Source organism: Streptomyces sp. SID5785, from assembly GCF_009870065.1.
In the GTDB taxonomy this organism is placed as follows: domain Bacteria; phylum Actinomycetota; class Actinomycetes; order Streptomycetales; family Streptomycetaceae; genus Streptomyces.
Genome location: NZ_WWIA01000365.1, coordinates 1 through 19868, shown reverse-complemented (window position 1 = coordinate 19868; position 19868 = coordinate 1). Strand labels below are relative to the sequence as shown.

Genomic DNA, 19868 nt, shown 5'->3' with positions numbered 1-19868 from the left:
TGTGCCCTTCTCCATGTTCGAATCCGAACGTTGGATTCAGAACGACAAGCGCCCCACGAGCTCCCCCGCAACCACGTACACCTCGCACGCGTCCGTGAACATCAGCCGCCCCGCTCATGCCCGAGGATCGGAGTTCCGTGACCACTGAACCGTCGTCCGTCCTGAATACCGTGATCGACCAGTCTTCGCGTGTGCTGAGGACGTACGCGATCGACCCCGGACTCGTCGCGGAGCACTCCAACGGCGAACGCCGCATCACCCAGGGCGGATACGGAGACCGCCAGCTCTTCGAACTCGTGCAGAACGCCGCCGACGAGATCGCGGCGGAGCCGGGCGGGCGAACACACGTGGTCCTCACCGCCGCACACCTCTATTGCGCGAACGAAGGAACTCCGGTGACCCCCGAGGGCGCCGAGACCATTCTGCGCATGAGCATGTCACGTAAACGCGGAGGCCAGATCGGGCGATTCGGCGTCGGCGTGAAATCAGTCCTCGTCGTCACGGACACTCCGGAATTCTTCAGCCGCACCGGCAGCTTCGGTTTCGATCGGGCCTGGTCCCAGGAGCAGATCCGTTCCGTCCCGGGTGTGCGCGAACGGTACGGCGACAACTTCGAGGCTCCTGTACTGCGCATGGCCCGTCCTCTCGACGAGCGGACCGAGCGCGCCACAGACCCCGTTCTGGACGAGCTGCTCAACTGGGCCACGACCGTCGTACGACTGCCGCTGCTCCCCGGCGCGGACAAGCGGCTCGGACTGGACATGCACGGTGGCAGAGCGCGGGTCGACGGCCAGGACCGGGAGGAGTTCCCTCTCGGTTTCCAGCTCTTCTCCCCTCACGTGGCAGAGGTCGTCCTCGAAGACCGACGTGTCCGTCCTTCGGCCCGCCGCGTACTGACGACCACGCGCCTGGGCGATCTGCACACGGTGAAGGAGACCCGCCCCGGCAAGGCCGAACTCACCGACCACTGGCGCGTCTTCACGATCGGACACGAACCGGGGGCGGAGGCCCGCAAGGACGCCGGTGAGCTGCACGACCGTGTCTCCCTCGACGTCTCGTGGGCCGTGCCCTCGCTCGAACTCGACGTGGAGCGCGGCGTGTTCGGCAGCGCGAAGGCCCGCGGTCGCGGACGCTTCTGGTCGTTCTTCCCGACGAAGTACGAGATGTCGCTGAGCGGCATCCTGAACGGCGCCTGGAAGACCAACGAGGACCGCCAGAACCTGCTCGACTCTTCCCCCTTCAACGAAGAGATGATCAAGGTGTCTGCGGCGCTCGTCGTCGACTCGCTGTCGGCCCTCGCCCCGGCCGAGGACCCTGCCGCCTACCTGGCTCTGCTGCCTGGCCGCGTGAAGGAAGCCATCAGCTGGGCGGACGAGTTCCTGACCCGGGAGATCTGGGCCCGAACCGCCCAGCGGCCGTCGTTGCCCGACCAGGACGGGGTCCTGCGGGTACCGCACGAGTTGCGTGTCCACCCTCGGCTCGACAAGGACCTCAAACGACTGGACGGCTGGCTCCGCATCTGGCACGAGTGCCCCGGCCGGCCCTCGAACTGGCTGCACCCCGCCGTCGAGGCGAACACTCTCCGGTCCGGCAAGGTCGAGCACATCCTGGACGCCGCCGGCCAGGAGCGGGCGGAGGTCCGGGAGTGGCTGGAGGCGCTGGTCGCATGCGGCACCGCCGAGGCCTCGGCTGCGGCGATCCGCATCCTGGCCGAGATGATCGAGATCCGCTCTCCCTACGCCGAGGAGGCGCGTCGCGCGCAGATCGTGCTCACCGAGGAGCACGGTCTCGTCGCCCCGGTCCCGGGCAAGGTCTTCCGTCGCGCCGACGAGGGCGGCCTGCGCGAGTCACTGGTGTACGTGGTCGACGAGATCGCGCGGAACCCGTCCCTCGCGCACGCACTCAACGAGCTCGGCATCCGAGAGGCAGACGTCGAGGGCCGCTTCGTCAGCGTCCTCGACCAGGGCTTCGACGGTTACGGGGACAACGAGTGGCAGCGATTCTGGGAGCTTTTCCGGCAGGCCGGCGCACGGCGTGTGGGCCACCTGGTCCTGAGCCGGGAGCCGGACTATCGCAACAAGCTGCGTGTACGCACGGCACTGGGCACCTTCCGGCCCGTCCGGGACTGCATGCTGCCGGGCGCCGTGGTCGCAGCCGACCGCGAGCCGAGCATTGCCGTGGACACCGAGTTCCACGCCGACGACTTCGACTTCTTCCGTGAGATCGGACTGCACGAGCGTCCCGTCATCGGGCTTCGACCGGAACAGGAGCACTGGTTCGAGGAGTACCGGGAAGAGGTCTACAACGCCTACCTGAAGACACTGCCGTCGAACGTCGCAAGGCCGCAGATGTCGCGCGTGAAGCTGGACGGCTCCGCCGTCGGAGGTCCGCTGCACCTGTTTCGGGCCCTCTCCGAGGAGTCGCGTGCGGCTTTCCTGAAGGCGCTGCCCGACGCTTCGGTGGTGTCCAGTTGGACCCTCCAGGTAGGCGCTCAGTCCAGCTCTCGGCGGACCGTCAGGTCGCCGATCCACTGGATGCTGAGGAAGTACGGATTCATCTCGACGTCCCAGGGCCTCAAGCGTCTGGACGACGCCGTGGGGCCGCAGCTCTCCGCGTATCGCGACGTGCTCCCGGTGGCCGACATCTCCCCGGAGAAGGCACGCAAGCTGGGCCTTCCCCTCACCGTCGACGAAGTACCGGGCGACCGCTGGGCGGCCCTGCACGACGAGCTCGCCCGGAGCGAGGACGACGCGTTCGTCGGCCGGACCTATGTGATGCTCACCCGCTTCGAGGCGGACTTCCCCGAAGAGTCCCTGACCCGCTGCCGCATCGGGGAAGAGTGGGGTACACGTCCCGACGACGAGATCACGGTCGCCGTGGGCACGGCCGAGTACCGAGACCTGCGCGCGGAGCTGATCCCCGCGCTCCTGGTGACCACGGTCGAGGATGCCGAGCTGATGGTCGAGCGCTGGGGGATGAAGCGCCACACCGACGTCATCACGAAGGAGACCCGTGAGGTGCCCGACGGTGTCCCGACGCCGATCGTGGAGCTGTACCCGGCTCTCCGACAACGCCTGAGTGGCGCGGCGCGCAGTGCGAAGGTGCTGTGTTGCATCGAGCTGGAAGCAGTCGTCCGCACTCCGAACGGCACGAACGCCACCCCCTTGGACGCAGTGCGCCAGGGCGACACGGTCAAGGTGCGCCTGCCGCTCGCGCCCGAGCCGATGCTGCGCCTGATCGACCGAGAACTCGGCCTGGGCCTGGGCTCGTCCGGCTGCCGTCTGGTCCTTGAACACCAGGAGCGGATGGCCAAGGACAGCGCGCTCAAGGCTGCTCGAGAGGCAGTGCGCAATGCCGGAGACGTGATCGCCAAGATCGAGTTGCTGGTCGGAGCCGAGGCGCTGCGGGTGGGCCTCCCCCAGGGGCTGATGGACGCCGAGCTGAAAGAGAACGCGGGGATCGAGCCTTCAGGCCATCGGGTGGCCCAGATGGCCTTCAACGCGCACGGCGACGGCGTGCTGCAGGCCCATGTGCGTGACATCCAGGCGAGGTTCCCGGATGCCCCCACTTCGTACACCGGCTCCTCCGGCGCCATCGCGTTCGTCTCCGAGCTCGAACTGCCCGCCCCGTTCGCCGGCTCCCGAACTCCCGCGCCGCCGGTGTACGAGACCGTGGACGGGCCTCAGGACTTTCCTCGGCTGCACGACTACCAGGAAGACCTGGTCCGCAACATCACCACGATGCTCGACCGGTTCGCCCCTCAGCGGGGCATGCTCTCGCTTCCCACCGGTGCGGGTAAGACGCGAGTCACCTCGGAGGCGGTCATCCGCTGGGTCAAGCAGGTCGGCGACCTGTCGGGGCCGCTCCTGTGGATCGCGCAGACCGAGGAACTGTGCGAACAGGCAGTACAGAGCTGGAAGTTCGTGTGGGGCAAGGTAGGAGCGGAGCGGCCACTGCGCATCAGCCGCCTGTGGGGCACCAACGAGGTCAGTGAGGTCGTCGACCATCCACACCTGGTGGTCGCCACGGACGCAAAGCTGCACAGCCGACTCTCCGCGGACCAGTACGCCTGGCTCCGCGGGGCTGCTCTGGTCATCGTGGACGAGGCGCACACCGCCATCTCGCCCCGCTACACCCAGATCCTCGAACAGCTCGGGCTCACACACAGTGTGACGGAGCGTCACTTGCTGGGTCTGACCGCGACTCCGTTCCGCAACACCAACGAGGTCGAGACGCAACGCCTGATCAACCGTTTCGGCGGCCGCCGGCTCGACGAGGGCGTCTTCCCGGACGAGGACCCGTATCGCGCGCTCCAGGAGTGGGGCATGCTCGCGCAGGTGGAGCACCGCACACTCCTGGGTGGAGAGATCATGCTCGACGCCCAGGAGAAGGAGCACGCCGAGCGGATGGCGATGCTGTCCCGTGCGGCCGAACAGCGGCTGGCCGACGACCACGAACGCAGTCTGCGCATCGTGGAGGAGGTCGCGGCACTGCCGAAGGACTGGCCGGTGCTCCTCTTCGCCACCTCCGTCGACCACGCCAAACTGCTGGCGGCGAAGCTGAACGATCGCCTCGTCCCGTCGACGTCGGTGGACTCGACCACGAGCGCCCAGGACAGGCGCCGGCGCATCGACGCCTTTCGTTCGGGAGGCGTCCGCGTGCTCACCAACTACGGCGTACTCACCCAGGGCTTCGACGCCCCCGCCACCCGTGTCGTGGTCGTCGCGCGGCCCGTCTACAGCACGAACGTCTACCAGCAGATGATCGGGCGCGGACTGCGCGGTCCCAAGAACGGCGGGAAGGACACCTGCCTGATCCTCAACGTCAGTGACAACATCACGAACTTCGACACCCAGCTCGCCTTCAACCAGTTCGAACACCTCTGGAGCCGTAAGTGACCGACGCCTACCTCGACTCGCCCCCGCTCACCGCCGAGCAGCGGGCCGTGGTCGAGCAGCCGTGGGACGCGCGTGTCGTCGTCACCGCCATGGCAGGTGCGGGCAAGACACACACGCTGGTGCGTCGCCTCGACCAACTGTGCGGGCACGAGGACCCCGACGAGGCCCTGGAGGCCTCGGAGATCCTCGTGCTGACCTTCTCGCGGGCGGCTGCGCGCGAGCTGCGCGAGCGGCTCGCCCGACACGGGGATCGTGCTCGTCGGGTCCGGGCCCAGACCTTCGACGCCTGGGCGTACGGCATCGTCACACAGGCGTACCCGGACCGGGAATGGAGCTCAGTCGGCTTCGACGAGCGCATCGCGGCGGCGGCCGACGCGGTCGCGCAGGGTGTGCTGGCGGCCGGGGACGCGGTGCCGCCGGCCCACGTCATGATCGACGAGGTCCAGGACCTGGTCGGGGCCCGCCGGGAGCTCGTCCAGACGCTGCTCGACGTCCATCAGGAGACCTGCGGCTTCACCGTGGTCGGCGACACCGCTCAGTTCGTGTACGGGTTCCAGATCGAGGATGCCTCCGAGCGGATCGACGAGACCGGGTTCTTCTTCACCTGGCTGCGTGCCTCGTTCGCCCTGGATCTCGTGGAGCTGCGGCTGAGCGAGAACTTCCGCGCCGCCACGCCGGAGGCCCGGGTCGCGCTCGCCCACGGCCCCCGGCTCCAGGAGATCGCGGACGAGGAGGAGGCCACCCGGCTCTTCGACGAGCTGCGTGAGTTGCTGCTCGACCCCGCGAACCGGATGGCGGGCCTCACCGACCGGCTCGCGCTGGACAGTCTCCGTACCTCCGGCGACACCACGGCCGTTCTGACTCGCGACAATCGCCAGGCTCTCGTCGTCTCCGGACTTCTGCACGCCCATGGAATCGATCACAGGTTGCGGCAGCCGTTGGAGGAACGGCCGATCCCGTACTGGGTGGCCGAGCTGTTGCGCAGTACGGAGGCCTCCTCGCTGTCGGCAGAAAGGTTCCGCTCCCTTCTCGCCTCGATCCCTCTGCCGTACGAGCCGGACACAGAGGTCCTGTGGACCGTGCTACGGCGGGTCGCCCGCGGTCCCGGGCGGGACATCGTCGACCTCGACCGGCTGCGTCGCGCGGTCGCCGACCGGCGCTTCCCGGACGAGGCGGCCGACCGCGAGGCGGCAAGGCTCACGGTGTCCACGGCGCACCGAGCGAAGGGCCTCGAGTTCGACCGGGTGATCGTGCTGACGCCTCCGACCGTTGCCGAACTGCGCAAGCAGTTCAAGGAGAACCTGGACCTGCGGGCCGAGGCGTGGGCCCTCTACGTGGCCATGACTCGCGCGCGGCAGGACCTCCACTTCATGGACGGACCCCGGGTTCCGATCGTGAAGCGCGCGGAACGCCGGAGGAGCGGACGCCAGTACGTCGGTGGATTCAAAGCATGGGACCGGGCCGGGATCGTGGCGGGTGCCCATGACGTCTCCCCGGACGCCCCGGCCGCGGGCGAGCACGGTGCCGTCGCGACCCAGTCCTACCTCCTGGAGCGGGTCCGGCCCGGCGACGAGGTCGTCCTGCGCAGACGACACGACCTTCCGCTCGGCGAGTGGCAGAGCCCACCGTACGTCCTGTTGCACGAAGGTCGTGAGATCGGCGAGGCCTCCGAAAGGTTCACCCACGACCTGTATCAGGTGCAGAAGGTGAATCGGGGGTGGGAACCCTGGTGGCCCGACGAGATCTGTGCACTGCGGGTGGACACGTTGGAGACGGTGTCGGGCAGCACCGCCGCCGGGGCGAATGCCGGGCTGGGCGACCGGGGCGTGTGGATCGCTCCGCGTATCACCGGCATCGGCAGGTATCGGAAGAGCGAGTCCGACGAGGAGAAGGAGCAGCTCGCATGACACACACGGCAGGACCGCACGCCGAGCACTATCGGGTCCGCGACGAGGAGCTGCTCGTGGGGCTGCGACGTGAGCTGTTCGGCCCGGCACCGGACGCGGCACATGAGGACGGGAACGAGGTGCTGACCCAGGACGCGCCGATCGACCGGTACTTGTCAGGCGTTCTGTACCCGATGCCGGCGAGCGCCGCCGCGGAACAGGCCCTCCGCGAGGACGCCGACGAGTACCGGGGCGACGACGAGGCGCCTGTCCGCGGACGTGGGGACGGGGAGGAGTCACCGGCGCAGGAGCCCGACACGACGGGTGACCGGCGACCGTCTTCGATGGGCATGAGCTTCGCGGTCGATCCGAGCATCTGTGGATCGATTGTTGTCGAGCCGCGGGCCGCGAGGTACGTGCCGATCGACGCCGACGGTCAGCCGGTCTCGGCTCGCCGTGCCGAGGCGCGTACCACCTCCGAACAGCGCGAACACTGGCGTCATGAGGAAGTCGTGTTCGCGCCGGTCCTGCCGATCGACGTGTCGACTCCGAACCCGCGTCTCGAGGTCGATCTGGGCTTCGGGGCCCTGCTCCGGTTCATCGTCCGGCGCCGCAGCCCGATCTCCGGCACGGTCACGATCACGGTCACGCTGGTCAACGAGAACAAGGTCGGCGAGCGGGAACTCCAGGACGCCTTCGCACTCTTCCAGTGCGGGCTCGTCGTGCGGTCGGCAGACGGGTCGAGTTCCATCGTCGAGCGCCGGGCGCACACGGCGTCCCACGACCCCGAGGTCGCGACGAGCCGATTGCTCCATCGGCACGCCCCGACCTTCGCGGTCGGCCACGGATGCGCCGCGGAATGGGACTGGACCCCGTCGCCGATCGGGGTCAACGACCCCCGGGAGGCCGCTGTCGCCGAGGTGCGCAGTTCGTTCGTGCCCTCGGTCGAGGTGCTCCTCACCGACTCCAACCCAGAGATCGACACCTCGTCCCTGTCCATGGTCGGCCTGGCCGAGCGCCCCGACTCCGAGGTCCTGGACGCGCTGCGCGCGCTCGCGGACGGGTACGAGCACTGGATCGAGGCCAAGGAGTTCGAAGCGGCCACGTTCAAGGACGAGGAACATCACGAACCCGCGCAGGAACGAATCCGCGACTGTCGCGAAGCCCTGGCCAGGATCCGCGAGGGCATCGATCTGCTGGCTGCCGAAGCGGACCTGATGCAGGCGTTCCGGCTCGCCAACCGCGCCATGGCGGAGCAGCGGGCGCGCAGCGCCTGGGTGAAGAGCGGACGTCAGGGCGTTCCGCGGCCGGAGGCGGGACATTGGCGGCCCTTCCAGATCGCCTTCGTGCTGCTGTGTCTGGCCGGGGTGAACGATCCCGCGCACCCGGACCGAGCGTTCTCCGACCTCCTGTGGTTCCCCACAGGAGGTGGAAAGACCGAGGCCTACCTCGGGCTGATCGCGCTCACCTCCTTCCTCCGCCGTATCCGCCTCGGTGCCGACGGCGGCGGCGTCTCTGTCCTGATGCGCTACACGCTGCGACTGCTCACGCTCCAGCAGTTCGAGCGTGCCGCGATCCTGCTCTGCGCCATGGAGCAGGTGCGACGCACCGATCCGGCGACGCTCGGGGAGGAAGAGTTCTCCCTGGGGATGTGGGTGGGGAAGTCGGCGACGCCGAACACCCTCGAGAGCGCCGGCGAAAAGCTCCGGGAGCTGCGAGCCGATCTCGACAAGCGCCTCGCCAAGGAGAACCCTGTCCAACTGCATGCCTGCCCGTGGTGCGGCACCCGTCTCGACGCACGTGACTACGAGGCGGACCAGGAGGCCCGCCGCATGTTCGTACGCTGCTCGAACACCGGCTGTGCCTTCGCGGACGGTCTGCCGGTGCACATGGTCGACGAGGCCGTCTACGCGGCCCGCCCGACGCTGGTGATCGCCACCGTGGACAAGTTCGCGTCCATGCCCTGGCGACCGGCCACCGCCGCCCTCTTCAACCGTGATCGGGACGACGCGACACCGCCTCCGGAGCTCATCGTCCAGGACGAACTTCACCTCATCTCCGGTCCGCTCGGCACGCTCACCGGCCTGTACGAGACGGCGGTGGACGCACTCTCCTCGCTCCCGGCCGTTCCCGGCCGGCCGTGGGCGGGCCGCCCCAAGGTGATCGCTTCCACTGCCACGATCCGGCGCGCTGCGGACCAGGGGCAGAATCTCTTCGACCGGGAGGTGCGACAGTTCCCGCCGGCCGGCCTGGACGCCCGCGACTCCTGGTTCGCGGTCGAGACGCCGCGCGAGGACAAGGCGACCCGAAGGTACGTGGGTCTGTTCGCCCCGGGCACCAGCCAGTCGACCCTGCTCATCCGCACGTACGCCACCCTCCTGCACCGGGCGAAGCACGCGCGCACCGCGGACGAGGTGCGTGATGCCTACGTCAGCCTCGTCGGCTACTTCAACAGCCTTCGATTGCTGTCGGCCGCGGAACTTCAGGTCCACGACGACGTCGTGGCCCACCTGGAGCTCCTTGCCGCACGTGAGGGCGTCGACGTGCGGTCCGTTGCGAACTACTCGGAGTTGACCAGCCGGGTGGACGCGAGTGAGATCCCCACCCGCTTGAAGCGCATCGAGAAGAAGTACCCGGACGAGGACACGGTGGACGTCCTCCTCGCGACCAACATGATCGCTGTGGGTGTCGACGTGGATCGTCTCGGACTGATGGCCGTCATGGGCCAGCCGCAGACGACCGCCGAGTACATCCAGGCGACCAGCCGTGTCGGCCGCGCCCACCCCGGCCTGGTCGCCGTGATGTTGAACTCGTCACGATCTCGGGACCGTTCGCACTACGAGAGCTTCCAGCACTTCCACTCCGCGCTCTACCGCGAGGTCGAGTCCACCTCGGTCACCCCGTTCTCGGCACGGGCCCGCGACCGCGGACTCCATGCGGTGGTCGTGGCTCTGACCCGTGCTCTGATCCCCGCCGCTCGGGCCAACGACGCCGCCGGCCGTGTGGCCGACTACGAGGACCGGCTCCGAGGCGAGATCAGGACGCTGCTTCTCGACCGTGTCACCGACGTGGCCGCAGAGGAGGCTGCCGCCACCGCTCAGGAGTTCGACGCGTTCGTGGACTGGTGGTGCGACGAGGCCGACATCCACGGCGGTCTGTTCTTCGAGCCCTTGCCGGGGAACCGCGCTCCCTCTCTCCTCAAGTCGTACGACGACGAGACCGAGGATCGCGAGGCGTGGCCCACCTTGTGGAGCCTGCGCGACGTCGACGCCGAGTCCGCCCTTTTCATGGAGGCTTCCCGATGACCCCGCCCCCCGCCCGCCGTCGCCGGACCGGCGCGAACAGCACCGTTCCCGCCCTCAACCTGCTCCGCCGGGGTGCGGTCCGCCGCGCACAGGCGATCACCACGTACGGGGTCGGGGCGATGATCGCCGTCGACCAGGAGTCGTTCATCGTCTCCGGCCTGGACGGGGCAGAGACACGCTGGGACCGCGACGAGTCCCCACGCATCCACGAACAGCGTCTGTCCCGGCTGCTGGGCGTCAGCCACTTCCGACTGCCCCCTTCGTCCGCCGAGAGCAGCAGGGACGGACTGCGCGTACGACGCTTCCCCCTCATGCACTCGTGCCCCGAGTGCAAGGACCTCCAGCGGCACCGGTCCTTCAACTCCCCGCCAGGAAGCAGCACGTGCGGTACCTGTGAGGCCGACCTGGTCCCCTCCCGATTCGTCATCGCCTGCGAGGCCGGACACATCGACGAGTTCCCGTACTGGCACTGGGTCCACCGCTCCTCCGAGCGTGGAGGCGGCTCCGGCGCGACCGCGGGCACCTGCGGCGGGACACTCAAGCTGCGCTCATCCGGGCGGAGTTCGTCACTGCGGTCGATCCTCGTGTCCTGCACCTGCGGCACCGTGCCCGAGGTCTCGATGGAGGGATCCTTCCGCAAGAACGCGCTGAAGGACCTCGGCCTCCGCTGCCGAGGCACCCGCCCCTGGCTCGGCACGTCGGTCCCCGCGCAGTCGTGCGCCGAGACGGCTCGCACGATCCAGCGCGGTTCGTCGTCCGCATGGCAGCCGGTCCTCAAGTCGGCCCTCTCCATCCCACCGTGGAGCGACGGCCGCGCCGACCCGCTCGCGGACCGATGGTCGACGCTGCGCCAGCTGGAGGGCAGGGCCGCGATCGAGGGCTTCCTCCATGGCGCCTTTCCCGACGGGCCGCCGGTGTCCGTGGATCAGGTGATGGAACTGCTCGCGGCCGAACGAGAAGAGGATCCGCAGGGCGAGGAGAACCCCACTTTCGAACATCGATACCAGGCCCTGCGCAACAAGGAGTACGAGCGCCTGCGGGCGGGCAACAGCGATCGCGAGCACTCTCACGGGGAACAGTTCGTCTGCGAGCCTCCGTTCGGTGATCCGAAGGTCCTGGGCCCATTGGGTGTGACCGGCCCCATGCTGGTGAAGAAGCTGCGTGAGGTACGCGCCCTGAAGGCGTTCACGCGGCTCGCCGAACCCGATTCGGCGACGGAGGCGCACGAGGCCGCGCTCGCCGCCTCGAATCTGAACTGGTTGCCGGCGATGGAGGTACGCGGCGAGGGCGTCTTCCTGCGCCTCGACGGGGAGCGGTTGCACGACTGGGAGACGGCTCTGGCCACGGGCGCCCGCGTGGAGAGGATTCGCTTCGCACACCAGAAGCTCCTGGAACAACGCGCCACGGACCCGGCGCACGTCCCGGTCTCCCCCGCCACCCCTCGCATGGTTCTCCTGCACACCCTGGCGCATGTGCTCATCAACGAGTGGAGTCTGGACGCCGGCTATCCGGCGGCGGCCCTGCGCGAGCGGCTCTACGCCGACGAGCAGATGGCCGGCGTGCTGATCTACACGGCCACGAGCGACTCGGCAGGCAGCCTTGGCGGACTTGTGTCACAGGGCGAGCCCGAACGCCTCGCGGACACTCTCCACTCTGCTGTGCGCCGCGCCGAATGGTGCTCGTCGGATCCGTTGTGCGTCGAGTCGCGCAGGTCCGGCACCGGCGGTACCAACCTGGCCGCGTGCCACGCCTGCGTGATGCTCCCCGAGACCAGCTGCGAGCACAACAACATCCTGCTCGACCGAGCGCTCCTCGTCGGCACTCCGGACGACCCGGAGCTCGGATTCTTCTCGAACCTGCTCCAGGTCTGAGGGCATGGCCCGTCCCCGAGAACGGCAAGCCCCCGCATTCCCAGGAAGATCGAGATGCGGGGGCATGTGCAGGTGACGGCGAGGACCCTCGGTGGGTCTACTCGCCGTAGATGCGTGCCTCGGCGCTGCTCAGCACGTCGTCCGCGTCATAGCCATGGGCCCGGGCCCAGCGGAGCAGATCCGCGATCAGAGCGCCGACCGTGGCCTCCCGGGTGATGTCGGGGCCCTGGCTGCCGCTCGCTGCCCTTGGCCCTGCTGTCCGGAGGGCTTCCGCCTCGCAGTACAACGCCAACAGCGCCTCCGCCCGGTTCACCCGGTCGTCGTCGATGTGGCCTCCCGGTCGTCCAAGCCCTGTGGCCAGCTCACACCACGTGACCTTTCGATCGTCCTGGATGAGGACCCCCCACCGCCGGGCCGTCGCGGCGACGATGGCCATACCGCGACCTCCCTCGGCGTCGTCGGCCGCCCGCAGCAAGGTGGGCAGCGCCCTGAGATCCGGGTCCTGCACCTCGATCCGCACGGCCGTGCCCCGCATGCCGAGCGAGAGCTCGGCCGGGGTGCCCGGCCCCACATGTCCGATGACGTTCGTGACGAGCTCCGTCACGCACAACTGCGCGGCGTCGACGAGGTGATGCAGCCCCCAGCACCGCAGGTGGAGGCCGGTGATGCGGCGCAAGGCGGCCAGTTCCTCGGGTTCTGCCGCGAACGCCAACGTCCAGGGTTTACGACGCACGCAGATCTGTCGTGTCTCCATCTCTCCCCCTCCGGAGGATCACGGTGGGTGGGGTGGGCCGCAACCGGCCTGTCGAGGCGTCGAGTTGGTGACCCGATCGCCCCTCACCCACCACCAAGCGTGACCATGCGCATCCCGCTATGCAATTTGCATGATGGGATTCCCTCCATCGAGTGGTTGGCAATGCCTCCTCTTGGCACTGAGACTGTGTCCCGCTAGCAGGGAGGACCCGTTCCAATGGCCGGATCACCGACGGCACGTCGCCGACGACTGTCGATCGAACTGAAGAAGCTGCGTGAGACGAGCGGCATGACGTGCGCCCAGGTGGGTGCGGCCATGGACTGGAGCGGATCCAAGGTCAACCGGATGGAGACGGGCCACGGCCGCGTCCAACCGACAGACGTGGAAGCGCTCTGCCGCCTCTACGAGACCAGCGACGAGCTGCGCGGCTTTCTACGGTCGCTGGCGCAGGAGGCCAAGACCAAGGGCTGGTGGCAGCTTCACGGGTCGGGAATCCCGGAGTGGTTCAACATCTACATCGGACTGGAGCAGGACGCCGCCTCGTTCAGGCAGTACCAGTGCGAGGTCGTGCCGGGACTTCTTCAGTCGCCCGACTACATCCGGGCACTCCATGTCGCAGACTCCCGGACGGATCCGTTCGAGGTCGAGCGCGCCATCGACGTACGGATGGAGCGTCAGGGGATGTTGACGCGTGAGCATGCCCCAGAGGCAGCGTTCATCTGTCACGAGGCCGCGCTCCGCAACCTCGTGGGCGGTCGCTCCGTGATGCGCGGCCAGCTCGAACGCCTCCTGGGGGTAGGAGATTCGACCTCCGTCACGCTCCAGGTTCTGCCGTTCGACTCGGCTCCTCACCCCATCACCGGCGCCTTCACGATCCTCGGTTTCCCCGATCCCGAAGATCCTGACGTCGTCTACCGGGACGGCATCACCGATGCCGTCTACCTGGAGGGCGAACCCCACGTACGCGAGTACACACGCGCGTTCGAGCTCATCCAGGCAGCTGCACTCGACACCAAGCGTTCACGCCAGCTGATCAGTCGAACCCTGAAGGAGAACATTCGATGAGCGACGACCACATACGTTCCACGGGCACCCCCCTCGATGTCGAGACGACATGGTTCAAGTCGTCTTACAGCAACGGCTCGGGGGGTGAATGCGTGGAGTGTGGGGTCGGTGGCATCGGACCTGTGTTGATACGAGATTCGAAGCAGGACTGTGGTCCGAGACTCTCGTTCACTCGCGCATCGTGGGCGACGTTCCTGAGGTCGACGCTCTGAGACGTCGCGGCTCCCGCCAATGGATCGGGTAGGTCAGCGATTCGGGTCATGCCTGGACTGAGCTAAAGCGTCCCCGGATCCGGGCCCTCGCCCGGATCCGGCCACGTCGCCGCCAACGCCGCCAGGTCCGGGAAGCGTCCGGCCCCGATCATCTCGTCGACCGACTCGCCGTTCAGCCGGCGCACCCGCTCCGGTCCGCCATCTCCGGTGTCGAAGAGGCAGCACGCCCCGCCCGCGGTGGCGGTGAGGCCGGTGAAGAACTGTCCGACAGTAAGGGAGCGGTCGAAGAGTCGGCTCATCCGCGACGTCGCCGCGGCGAACTCCAGTACCGCGTAATCCGGGTGCGGCAAGGAGCGGAAGCGGACCCGCAGATAGACATAGCCGACCTGCACGCGGCCGTCGTCCCTGACCGGCAAGCCGCACTCGTCCGCGTACGCGAGCACTTCGTCGTCGGCGTCGAACAGGATCGAGGTGTCCAGCTCGACCGTGTCGCTCGTCGAGGCGTCGACCGGGTCGGACCACCACAAGGACGTGAACGGGAGCACGAGGCGCGCACCGCCGGGAAGGGTGAGGTCCAGCGGCTGTCTGTCGTGGGTTGGGGCATGCTCCGCGAGCACCGCCAGGGCCCTGGGGATACGCCGTGGAGGCAGGTAGATGTCGTAGCCGTAGTCCAAGCCCATACGTCTTTCCCCGTCCATCGGAAGCGCCCATCGGAAGCGCCCATCGCAGCCTCCTGCGCATTCTTGCGTCCGCGGCGGCTCGGAGGGGACCGCGGACGAAGGCCGGTGTCTCACGAGGACTCCCGCCAAGCCCAACGGACTTCACCGAACGCACCCCGCCGCTCACACACCGTCGAGTACCGTCACTCCCAAGCAAACGGCCCTCGTCGACGGCTGCAACCGTCGACGAGGGCCTGAACCACTAGTGGAAAAGACCTCCACCGTGATCTACCGGCACAGTACCGCGCCCTCGCGCGCCTTCACCCAGCTCTCCAACGAGCTCATCCGGCACCCCCGACTCTCCTCCGACGCGGTCCGGCTCCTGATCTGGCAGGTCTCGCTGCCTGACGGCGCCCGCGACACCCTCTCCCGTACCGCCGAGCGAGCCCGCATCGGCAACAGCGCCTTCGTCCGGGCCAAGAAGCAGCTGAAGGACGAGGGCTTCGTGCACGAGCGCCGGACCCAGGGGCCGGGCGGGCACTGGATCACCCAACAGCTCGTCTCCAGCACGCCGTTGAGCCGCGAGGAGGCACTCCGGATGATGACGCGGGACGCATCGCCGCAGCTCGCACCGAGTCGCGTGTCTCCGGCCGCCGGACAACCGGCCGCCGGACAGCCGACCACCCGGCCGGCCGACGGTCATCCCTACGGCGACCACACCGGGGACAACACCCCCACCCCTCCGGCACCAAGCACCGAGCGACCGGGACGGACCTCAGCCGCCGCAGACGCGAACGCAGACACAGACACAGACACAGACACAGACACAGACACGAACGGCACCGCCACCGACGCCGCCCACGCCCTGGCCACCGCCTACCGCGCGCTGGACCCCGCGCTGCGCCACATCCCCCGCGCCATGACCGCCGAACTCACCGCCCTCACCGCCCGCTGGCTGGAGGCGGGCCACACGCCCGGGGACGTCCGCATGCACATCCTGCGCGGCCTGCCCTCCGACGGCACGCCCGTACGGCACCCCGGCGGGCTGTTGCGGTACCTGCTCTCCGAGGTGCCGACCGCGCCACAGCAACACCATCCCGTACGAGGAGGAGCCGCGCCGCGCGCGGCCGGGGACCGCCGACCGGACGAGGAGCCGGGGCGCCCCCGCCTCTCCGCCCGTCTCGCCGCCCTCCGCGAATGCGCGGGCCCGCGCCATGTCCAGGCGCACCTGTTCCGCCCCGTGGGCGACGAGGACCGCTGCGCGGGGTGCCGGGAGCCCGTCACCGGACTTCCCGCTGCCGCCGGAACCGTCGCCGGACCCGTCGGCGGGTTCACCGGCGGGTGACCTCGGGGCGCGCGGCGCCACGACCGTGCGCGTTGCGGTGGCCCGGTCGCGGCGGAACCGGGACGCTGGGAGGGGCCGACGGCCCGAGTGGAGTGCGGGACGAGCGAGGAGTGTGCCGTGAGACTGGTACTGCAGGAGTTCCTGTCGCTGGACGGGGTCGCGCAGGGGCCCGGGGCCCCGGACGAGGACACGAGCGACGGGTTCACGCGGGGCGGGTGGCTCGTGCCGCACCTGGACGAGGAGTTCGTGCGGATCATCACGGGCTGGCTGGAGGAGGCGGACGCGTTCCTGTTCGGGCGGCGCACGTACGTCAACTTCGCGCGGGACTGGCCGGAGATGAACGACCCGGGGGACCCGGTCGCCGTCAAGCTCAACGGGCTGCCGAAGTACGTCGCGTCGCACACCCTCACCGAGGCCGAGGCGACGTGGAACCCGACCACGGTCCTGTCCGGTGACGTGGTGGCCCAGGTCGCCGAGGTGAAGCGCCTGCCCGGGCGCGAGCTGCACATCCACGGCAGCGCACGGCTCGGCGCCTCGCTGCTGGCCGCGGGGCTGGTCGACGAGGTCCGGCTGATGGTCGCACCGGTGGTCGTGGGCACGGGCCGCCGCCTGTTCCCGGACGGCGGCGAACCGGCCGGGCTGCGCCTGCTGAGCAGCGAGACGACCCCCGGCGGGGTCTCGGCGCAGGTGTACGAGGTGACGGGGGCGGCGCAGTTCGGGTCGTACGGGCCGGAGGAGCGCGGGTGAGGTGAGGTGACGTGAGGTGAGGTGAGGGGACGGGAGGGGGCTGGGCGGTTCAGGAAGGCGCGTCGCCGGGCGGGGCCTCCTGGGCCTGGGCCTGGGCTTGGACTGACCCGCCGGTCCCCACCCCCGGCTCCCCCACGATCGCCCGCAGCGCCGCGAGGTGCCCGCGGTACGCGGCCCGGCCCGGGTCGGTCAGGCTGAGCCACACCCGCTGGCGCGTGGCCCGGACGGCCTTGCGCTGGGTCACGTAGCCCGCGTCCATCAGGACCGTCACGTGCTTGCTCAACGCGGAGGCGGACAGGGCCAGTTCCTCCTTGACCGTGGCGAACTCGGCCTCGCCCGCCGCCTCGAGAAGCGCGCAGATGCGCAGCCGGTGCGGCGCGTGGACGACGGTGTCGAAGCCGGCCAGCGGGTCCTGCCCCGGCCGGGAACCGGCGGCGGTGCTCACGCGGGCTTCCGGTGCAGGCGGACGAAGGCCAGATGGAACGCCACGGAGACCGCCGCGCCGACCCCCGACGCCGCCGCGAGCCAGCCGGGGCTCCCGGTCAGGCGAAAGGCGAGCGGCGAGCCCACGAGGAGCACCGGCAGGCCGATCGACGCCGGGACGGTCACCCGGCGGGGCAGGACGTCGAGGCGCAGGGCCACGCCGGTGCGGGCCCGCCAGGACCGGGCGGCGACCGCGAAGAGTGCCGCGTACAGCGCGGTGAGCGTCAGGGCGACGGCGAGCCAGGCCGGGCGCGGGATCAGCCAGTCGCGGTCGGCGACGAGGCCGCCGTACACGAAGGGGAAAGCCGCGATGTAGAGCGTCAGTGTGACGAAGAACCAGGTCGGCCACGGGGTGGCCGACCTCTTGGCCGCACTGGCCCGCACGTGCTCCGTGTCGGCCAGTGCGGCGTGGGCCTGCGCCGGTGTGAGGTGCAGCCCGTCGACCCCGTTTGTTTCCATGACGGAAAGAGTACTCGTCAGTTTCCGGGATGGAAAGAGTCGAGTTTCCGGGATGGAAATCGGGCCGGGCGATCAACTACGAGGACCGCACCGGCCTCACATGCGCTCAGGCCGGCTCGACCGGGAGCCACAGTTCGCACGTGGCCGTGCTGAAGTCCGGCGCCCGCTCCAGGGTCGCGACGATCGACGGGCCCGGGCGCAGCCGCCACGGGTTCGACGGGAACCACTCCGTCGCCGTCGCCGCCCACGCCGTCTGGAGCGCCTGCGGGTGCGGGCCGCTCGTGCGGAAGACCGCCCATGCGCCCGGCGGCACCTCGATGGCGTCCAGGTCGTCGGGGACCGGGGTCCCGGCGGTCACCGCCACGCCGTGGAGGTAGGTGAGCTCGGTGCCCTCGGCGGCGTCCTGGGCCAGGTCGTCGGTGACCTGGAGGAGGCCGGCCGGGTCGGTGTCGCCGAGTTCCTTGAGGCGGCCGTGGGCCTGCGGGGGCAGCGACTCGATGTGCTCCTTGATGTGCGGGTTGACGCCTTCGTGGATCAGCGGGACGCGGGTGGCGTGGCCGATCAGGCGGAAGGCGGGGCGGTCGGCGATGCGGGTGTCCATGGGGGTGCTCCCTTCGACGGTCAGGCGGAACCTGAGCTGTGGCTGGGAACGCAGGGGGCCTCCGTCGCGGCGCACGTCACCGGGCGCGGCACCGTGCACGGCGCGGAACGCCCGGCCGAACGCCTCGGTCGAGCCGTATCCGTGCCGGACGGCGATGCTCAGGAGATCGTTGCCGGGGCCGCCGCGGACGACGTCGGCCGCGGCCACGGTCATCCGGCGGCGCCGCACGTACTCCGAGAGCGGCATCCCGGCCAGCGACGAGAACATCCGCCGCAGGTGGTACTCGCTCGTGCCGTGCGCCAGCGCGAAGGCGGGCACGTCGAGCGGGTCCCCGGCACCGTCGAGCACCTGCTCCACGCGGCCGGCCAGTTCGTTGAGCGTCGCGATCACGCGGCCTCCTCCGTTCCTTCCTCTCTACGCCCTCGATCCTCGCGGGAGCGGTACGGCGCGGGCCCGATCACCGTGGCCCGATCCGGTCGGACGCGCACCCGGAGACGGGCAGCCCGGAGAGGCCGGTCCGGGCGGCCGGTCCGGGCGGCCGGTCCGGGCGGCCGGTCCGGCTCAGGGGGCGGCGAGCTCCATCTCCCCGACCTCGTCGGTGCCGCTCGTCTCGCCCGTCGGGCGGAAGCCGAGACGGAGGTAGAACGCCGCGGGGCCGGTCGGGCCGGGGTGCCAGGTCGTGGTGAAGCGGGTGCCGCCGCGGTGGCGGATCTCGGCGGCGACCGCCTCGACCGCGAAGCGGCCGTAGCCGCGGCCCTGTTCGCCGTCCGCGATGTTGAGGCGCCACAGGCCGGAACGCACGTCGTCGCGGGAGCCGTCGCCCTTCCAGTCGATGCCGAAGAAGGCCATGAGGAAGCCGACGGGCCGGTCCCCGTCGACGATCAGGCGCGGCCACGCCACGTCCGGGTGCACGTACGCCTCGGCGAGGGACTTCACGACGGGCGCGACCCGGTGCTCCTGGTCGGGGCGGACCCGGATGCCGAGCGCGGCGTCCAGGTTGGCCGGAGTGATCTTCTCCAGGTGCGGCTCATGCGTCATGTCGTGCGTCATGTCGTGCGTCATGCGAGGAGCCTAGGCAGGCGCCGCACCGCAGCGTCGCGGCGTGACCCAGGTCACATTTGCGGGCGGTCACATCGTCGGCGTGCGCTCCGTCATCCAGATGTAAGCGACCAGGAACCACTCGCAGAAGCAGTAGGACTAGGAGAGCGCCATGGAAGCCCGTCTCGACCTCTTCGGCAACGCCGTCACCGCCAAGTTCATCCGCCACATCAACGCCGCGGGCAAGGCCCTCGAGGCGGTGGAGCTGCCGAAGTTCACCGCGGACCTCGTCCTGATCCGGGCCAGCCAGGTCAACGGCTGCGGGTTCTGCCTCGACATGCACACGAAGGACGCCGCCGAGGCGGGCGAGACCGCGCAGCGGCTGCACATGATCGCCGCCTGGCGCGAGGCGAAGGTGTTCACCGACGCCGAGCGCGCGGCGCTGGAGCTGGCCGAGGCCGGGACCCGGCTCGCCGACGCCTCGGGCGGGGTGTCCGACGAGGTGTGGGCGAACGCCGCCAAGCACTACGACGAGGACCAGCTCG

15 protein-coding genes are annotated in these 19868 nt (G+C 69.6%); 9 read left to right on the top strand and 6 right to left on the bottom strand.

All coding sequences use genetic code 11. The features are described from left to right. Nucleotides 1-116: 116 nt before the first annotated feature. From GTW43_RS11835 to GTW43_RS11820, 4 genes are read left to right on the top strand one after another with little or no spacing between them, the layout of a single operon-like run. On the top strand, nt 117-4898 hold the full coding sequence (locus GTW43_RS11835; protein ID WP_161301610.1) for a DEAD/DEAH box helicase: 4782 nt from the start codon (nt 117-119) through the stop codon (nt 4896-4898). Continuing rightward, entirely contained in the window at nt 4895-6805 is a 1911-nt protein-coding gene (locus tag GTW43_RS11830) for a UvrD-helicase domain-containing protein (protein ID WP_161301609.1), read from the top strand. Before GTW43_RS11835 ends, GTW43_RS11830 begins: the two co-directional genes overlap by 4 nt. Then, nucleotides 6802-10089 carry a helicase-related protein gene (locus tag GTW43_RS11825; protein WP_161301608.1) on the top strand — a complete coding sequence of 1096 codons (3288 nt, stop codon included), beginning with the start codon at nt 6802-6804 and terminating at the stop codon, nt 10087-10089. Before GTW43_RS11830 ends, GTW43_RS11825 begins: the two co-directional genes overlap by 4 nt. Continuing rightward, on the top strand, nt 10086-11960 hold the full coding sequence (locus GTW43_RS11820) for a DUF1998 domain-containing protein (RefSeq protein ID WP_161301607.1): 1875 nt from the start codon (nt 10086-10088) through the stop codon (nt 11958-11960). Before GTW43_RS11825 ends, GTW43_RS11820 begins: the two co-directional genes overlap by 4 nt. Before the next feature lie 97 nt (nt 11961-12057). On the opposite strand, the gene GTW43_RS11815 is transcribed toward GTW43_RS11820, so the two are convergent. After that, nucleotides 12058-12714 carry an ATP-binding protein gene (locus tag GTW43_RS11815; RefSeq protein ID WP_161301606.1) on the bottom strand — a complete coding sequence of 219 codons (657 nt, stop codon included), beginning with the start codon at nt 12712-12714 and terminating at the stop codon, nt 12058-12060. Between the two features lie 216 nt (nt 12715-12930). Between GTW43_RS11815 and GTW43_RS11810 the strand changes: the two genes are divergently transcribed. Next, complete coding sequence (locus GTW43_RS11810) at nt 12931-13779, top strand: helix-turn-helix transcriptional regulator (protein ID WP_161301605.1); 849 nt, start codon at nt 12931-12933, stop codon at nt 13777-13779. Then, nucleotides 13776-13991 carry a DUF397 domain-containing protein gene (locus GTW43_RS11805; protein WP_202501344.1) on the top strand — a complete coding sequence of 72 codons (216 nt, stop codon included), beginning with the start codon at nt 13776-13778 and terminating at the stop codon, nt 13989-13991. Before GTW43_RS11810 ends, GTW43_RS11805 begins: the two co-directional genes overlap by 4 nt. 62 nt (nt 13992-14053) lie before the next feature. Here the strand turns inward: GTW43_RS11805 and GTW43_RS11800 are convergent, their stop codons facing one another. After that, nucleotides 14054-14671 (bottom strand): hypothetical protein, encoded by a 618-nt coding sequence (locus GTW43_RS11800; protein ID WP_161301604.1) that lies wholly within the window; start codon nt 14669-14671, stop codon nt 14054-14056. Between the two features lie 244 nt (nt 14672-14915). Between GTW43_RS11800 and GTW43_RS11795 the strand changes: the two genes are divergently transcribed. Both GTW43_RS11795 and GTW43_RS11790 read left to right on the top strand, forming a co-directional pair. Next, nucleotides 14916-15995, top strand: coding sequence for a hypothetical protein (locus tag GTW43_RS11795; RefSeq protein ID WP_202501343.1), 1080 nt, complete (start codon nt 14916-14918; stop codon nt 15993-15995). Between the two features lie 117 nt (nt 15996-16112). After that, nucleotides 16113-16742, top strand: a complete 630-nt coding sequence (locus tag GTW43_RS11790) for a dihydrofolate reductase family protein (RefSeq protein WP_161301603.1) — start codon at nt 16113-16115, stop codon at nt 16740-16742. 49 nt (nt 16743-16791) lie between these two features. Here the strand turns inward: GTW43_RS11790 and GTW43_RS11785 are convergent, their stop codons facing one another. From GTW43_RS11785 to GTW43_RS11770, 4 genes are all read right to left on the bottom strand, one after another. After that, a complete protein-coding gene (locus GTW43_RS11785; RefSeq protein WP_161301602.1) occupies nt 16792-17187 on the bottom strand; it encodes a transcriptional regulator in 396 nt (131 codons plus the stop codon). Next, nucleotides 17184-17684 (bottom strand): hypothetical protein, encoded by a 501-nt coding sequence (locus GTW43_RS11780; protein ID WP_161301601.1) that lies wholly within the window; start codon nt 17682-17684, stop codon nt 17184-17186. The genes GTW43_RS11785 and GTW43_RS11780 overlap by 4 nt, the downstream gene beginning before the upstream one ends. 106 nt (nt 17685-17790) lie before the next feature. After that, on the bottom strand, nt 17791-18675 hold the full coding sequence (locus GTW43_RS11775) for a GyrI-like domain-containing protein (protein ID WP_161301600.1): 885 nt from the start codon (nt 18673-18675) through the stop codon (nt 17791-17793). Between the two features lie 171 nt (nt 18676-18846). Next, nucleotides 18847-19323, bottom strand: a complete 477-nt coding sequence (locus tag GTW43_RS11770; RefSeq protein WP_161301619.1) for a GNAT family N-acetyltransferase — start codon at nt 19321-19323, stop codon at nt 18847-18849. 172 nt (nt 19324-19495) lie between these two features. Here GTW43_RS11770 and GTW43_RS11765 point away from each other — a divergent pair. Then, a partial coding sequence (locus GTW43_RS11765) for a carboxymuconolactone decarboxylase family protein (protein ID WP_161301599.1) occupies nt 19496-19868 on the top strand: 373 nt, incomplete at its 3' end.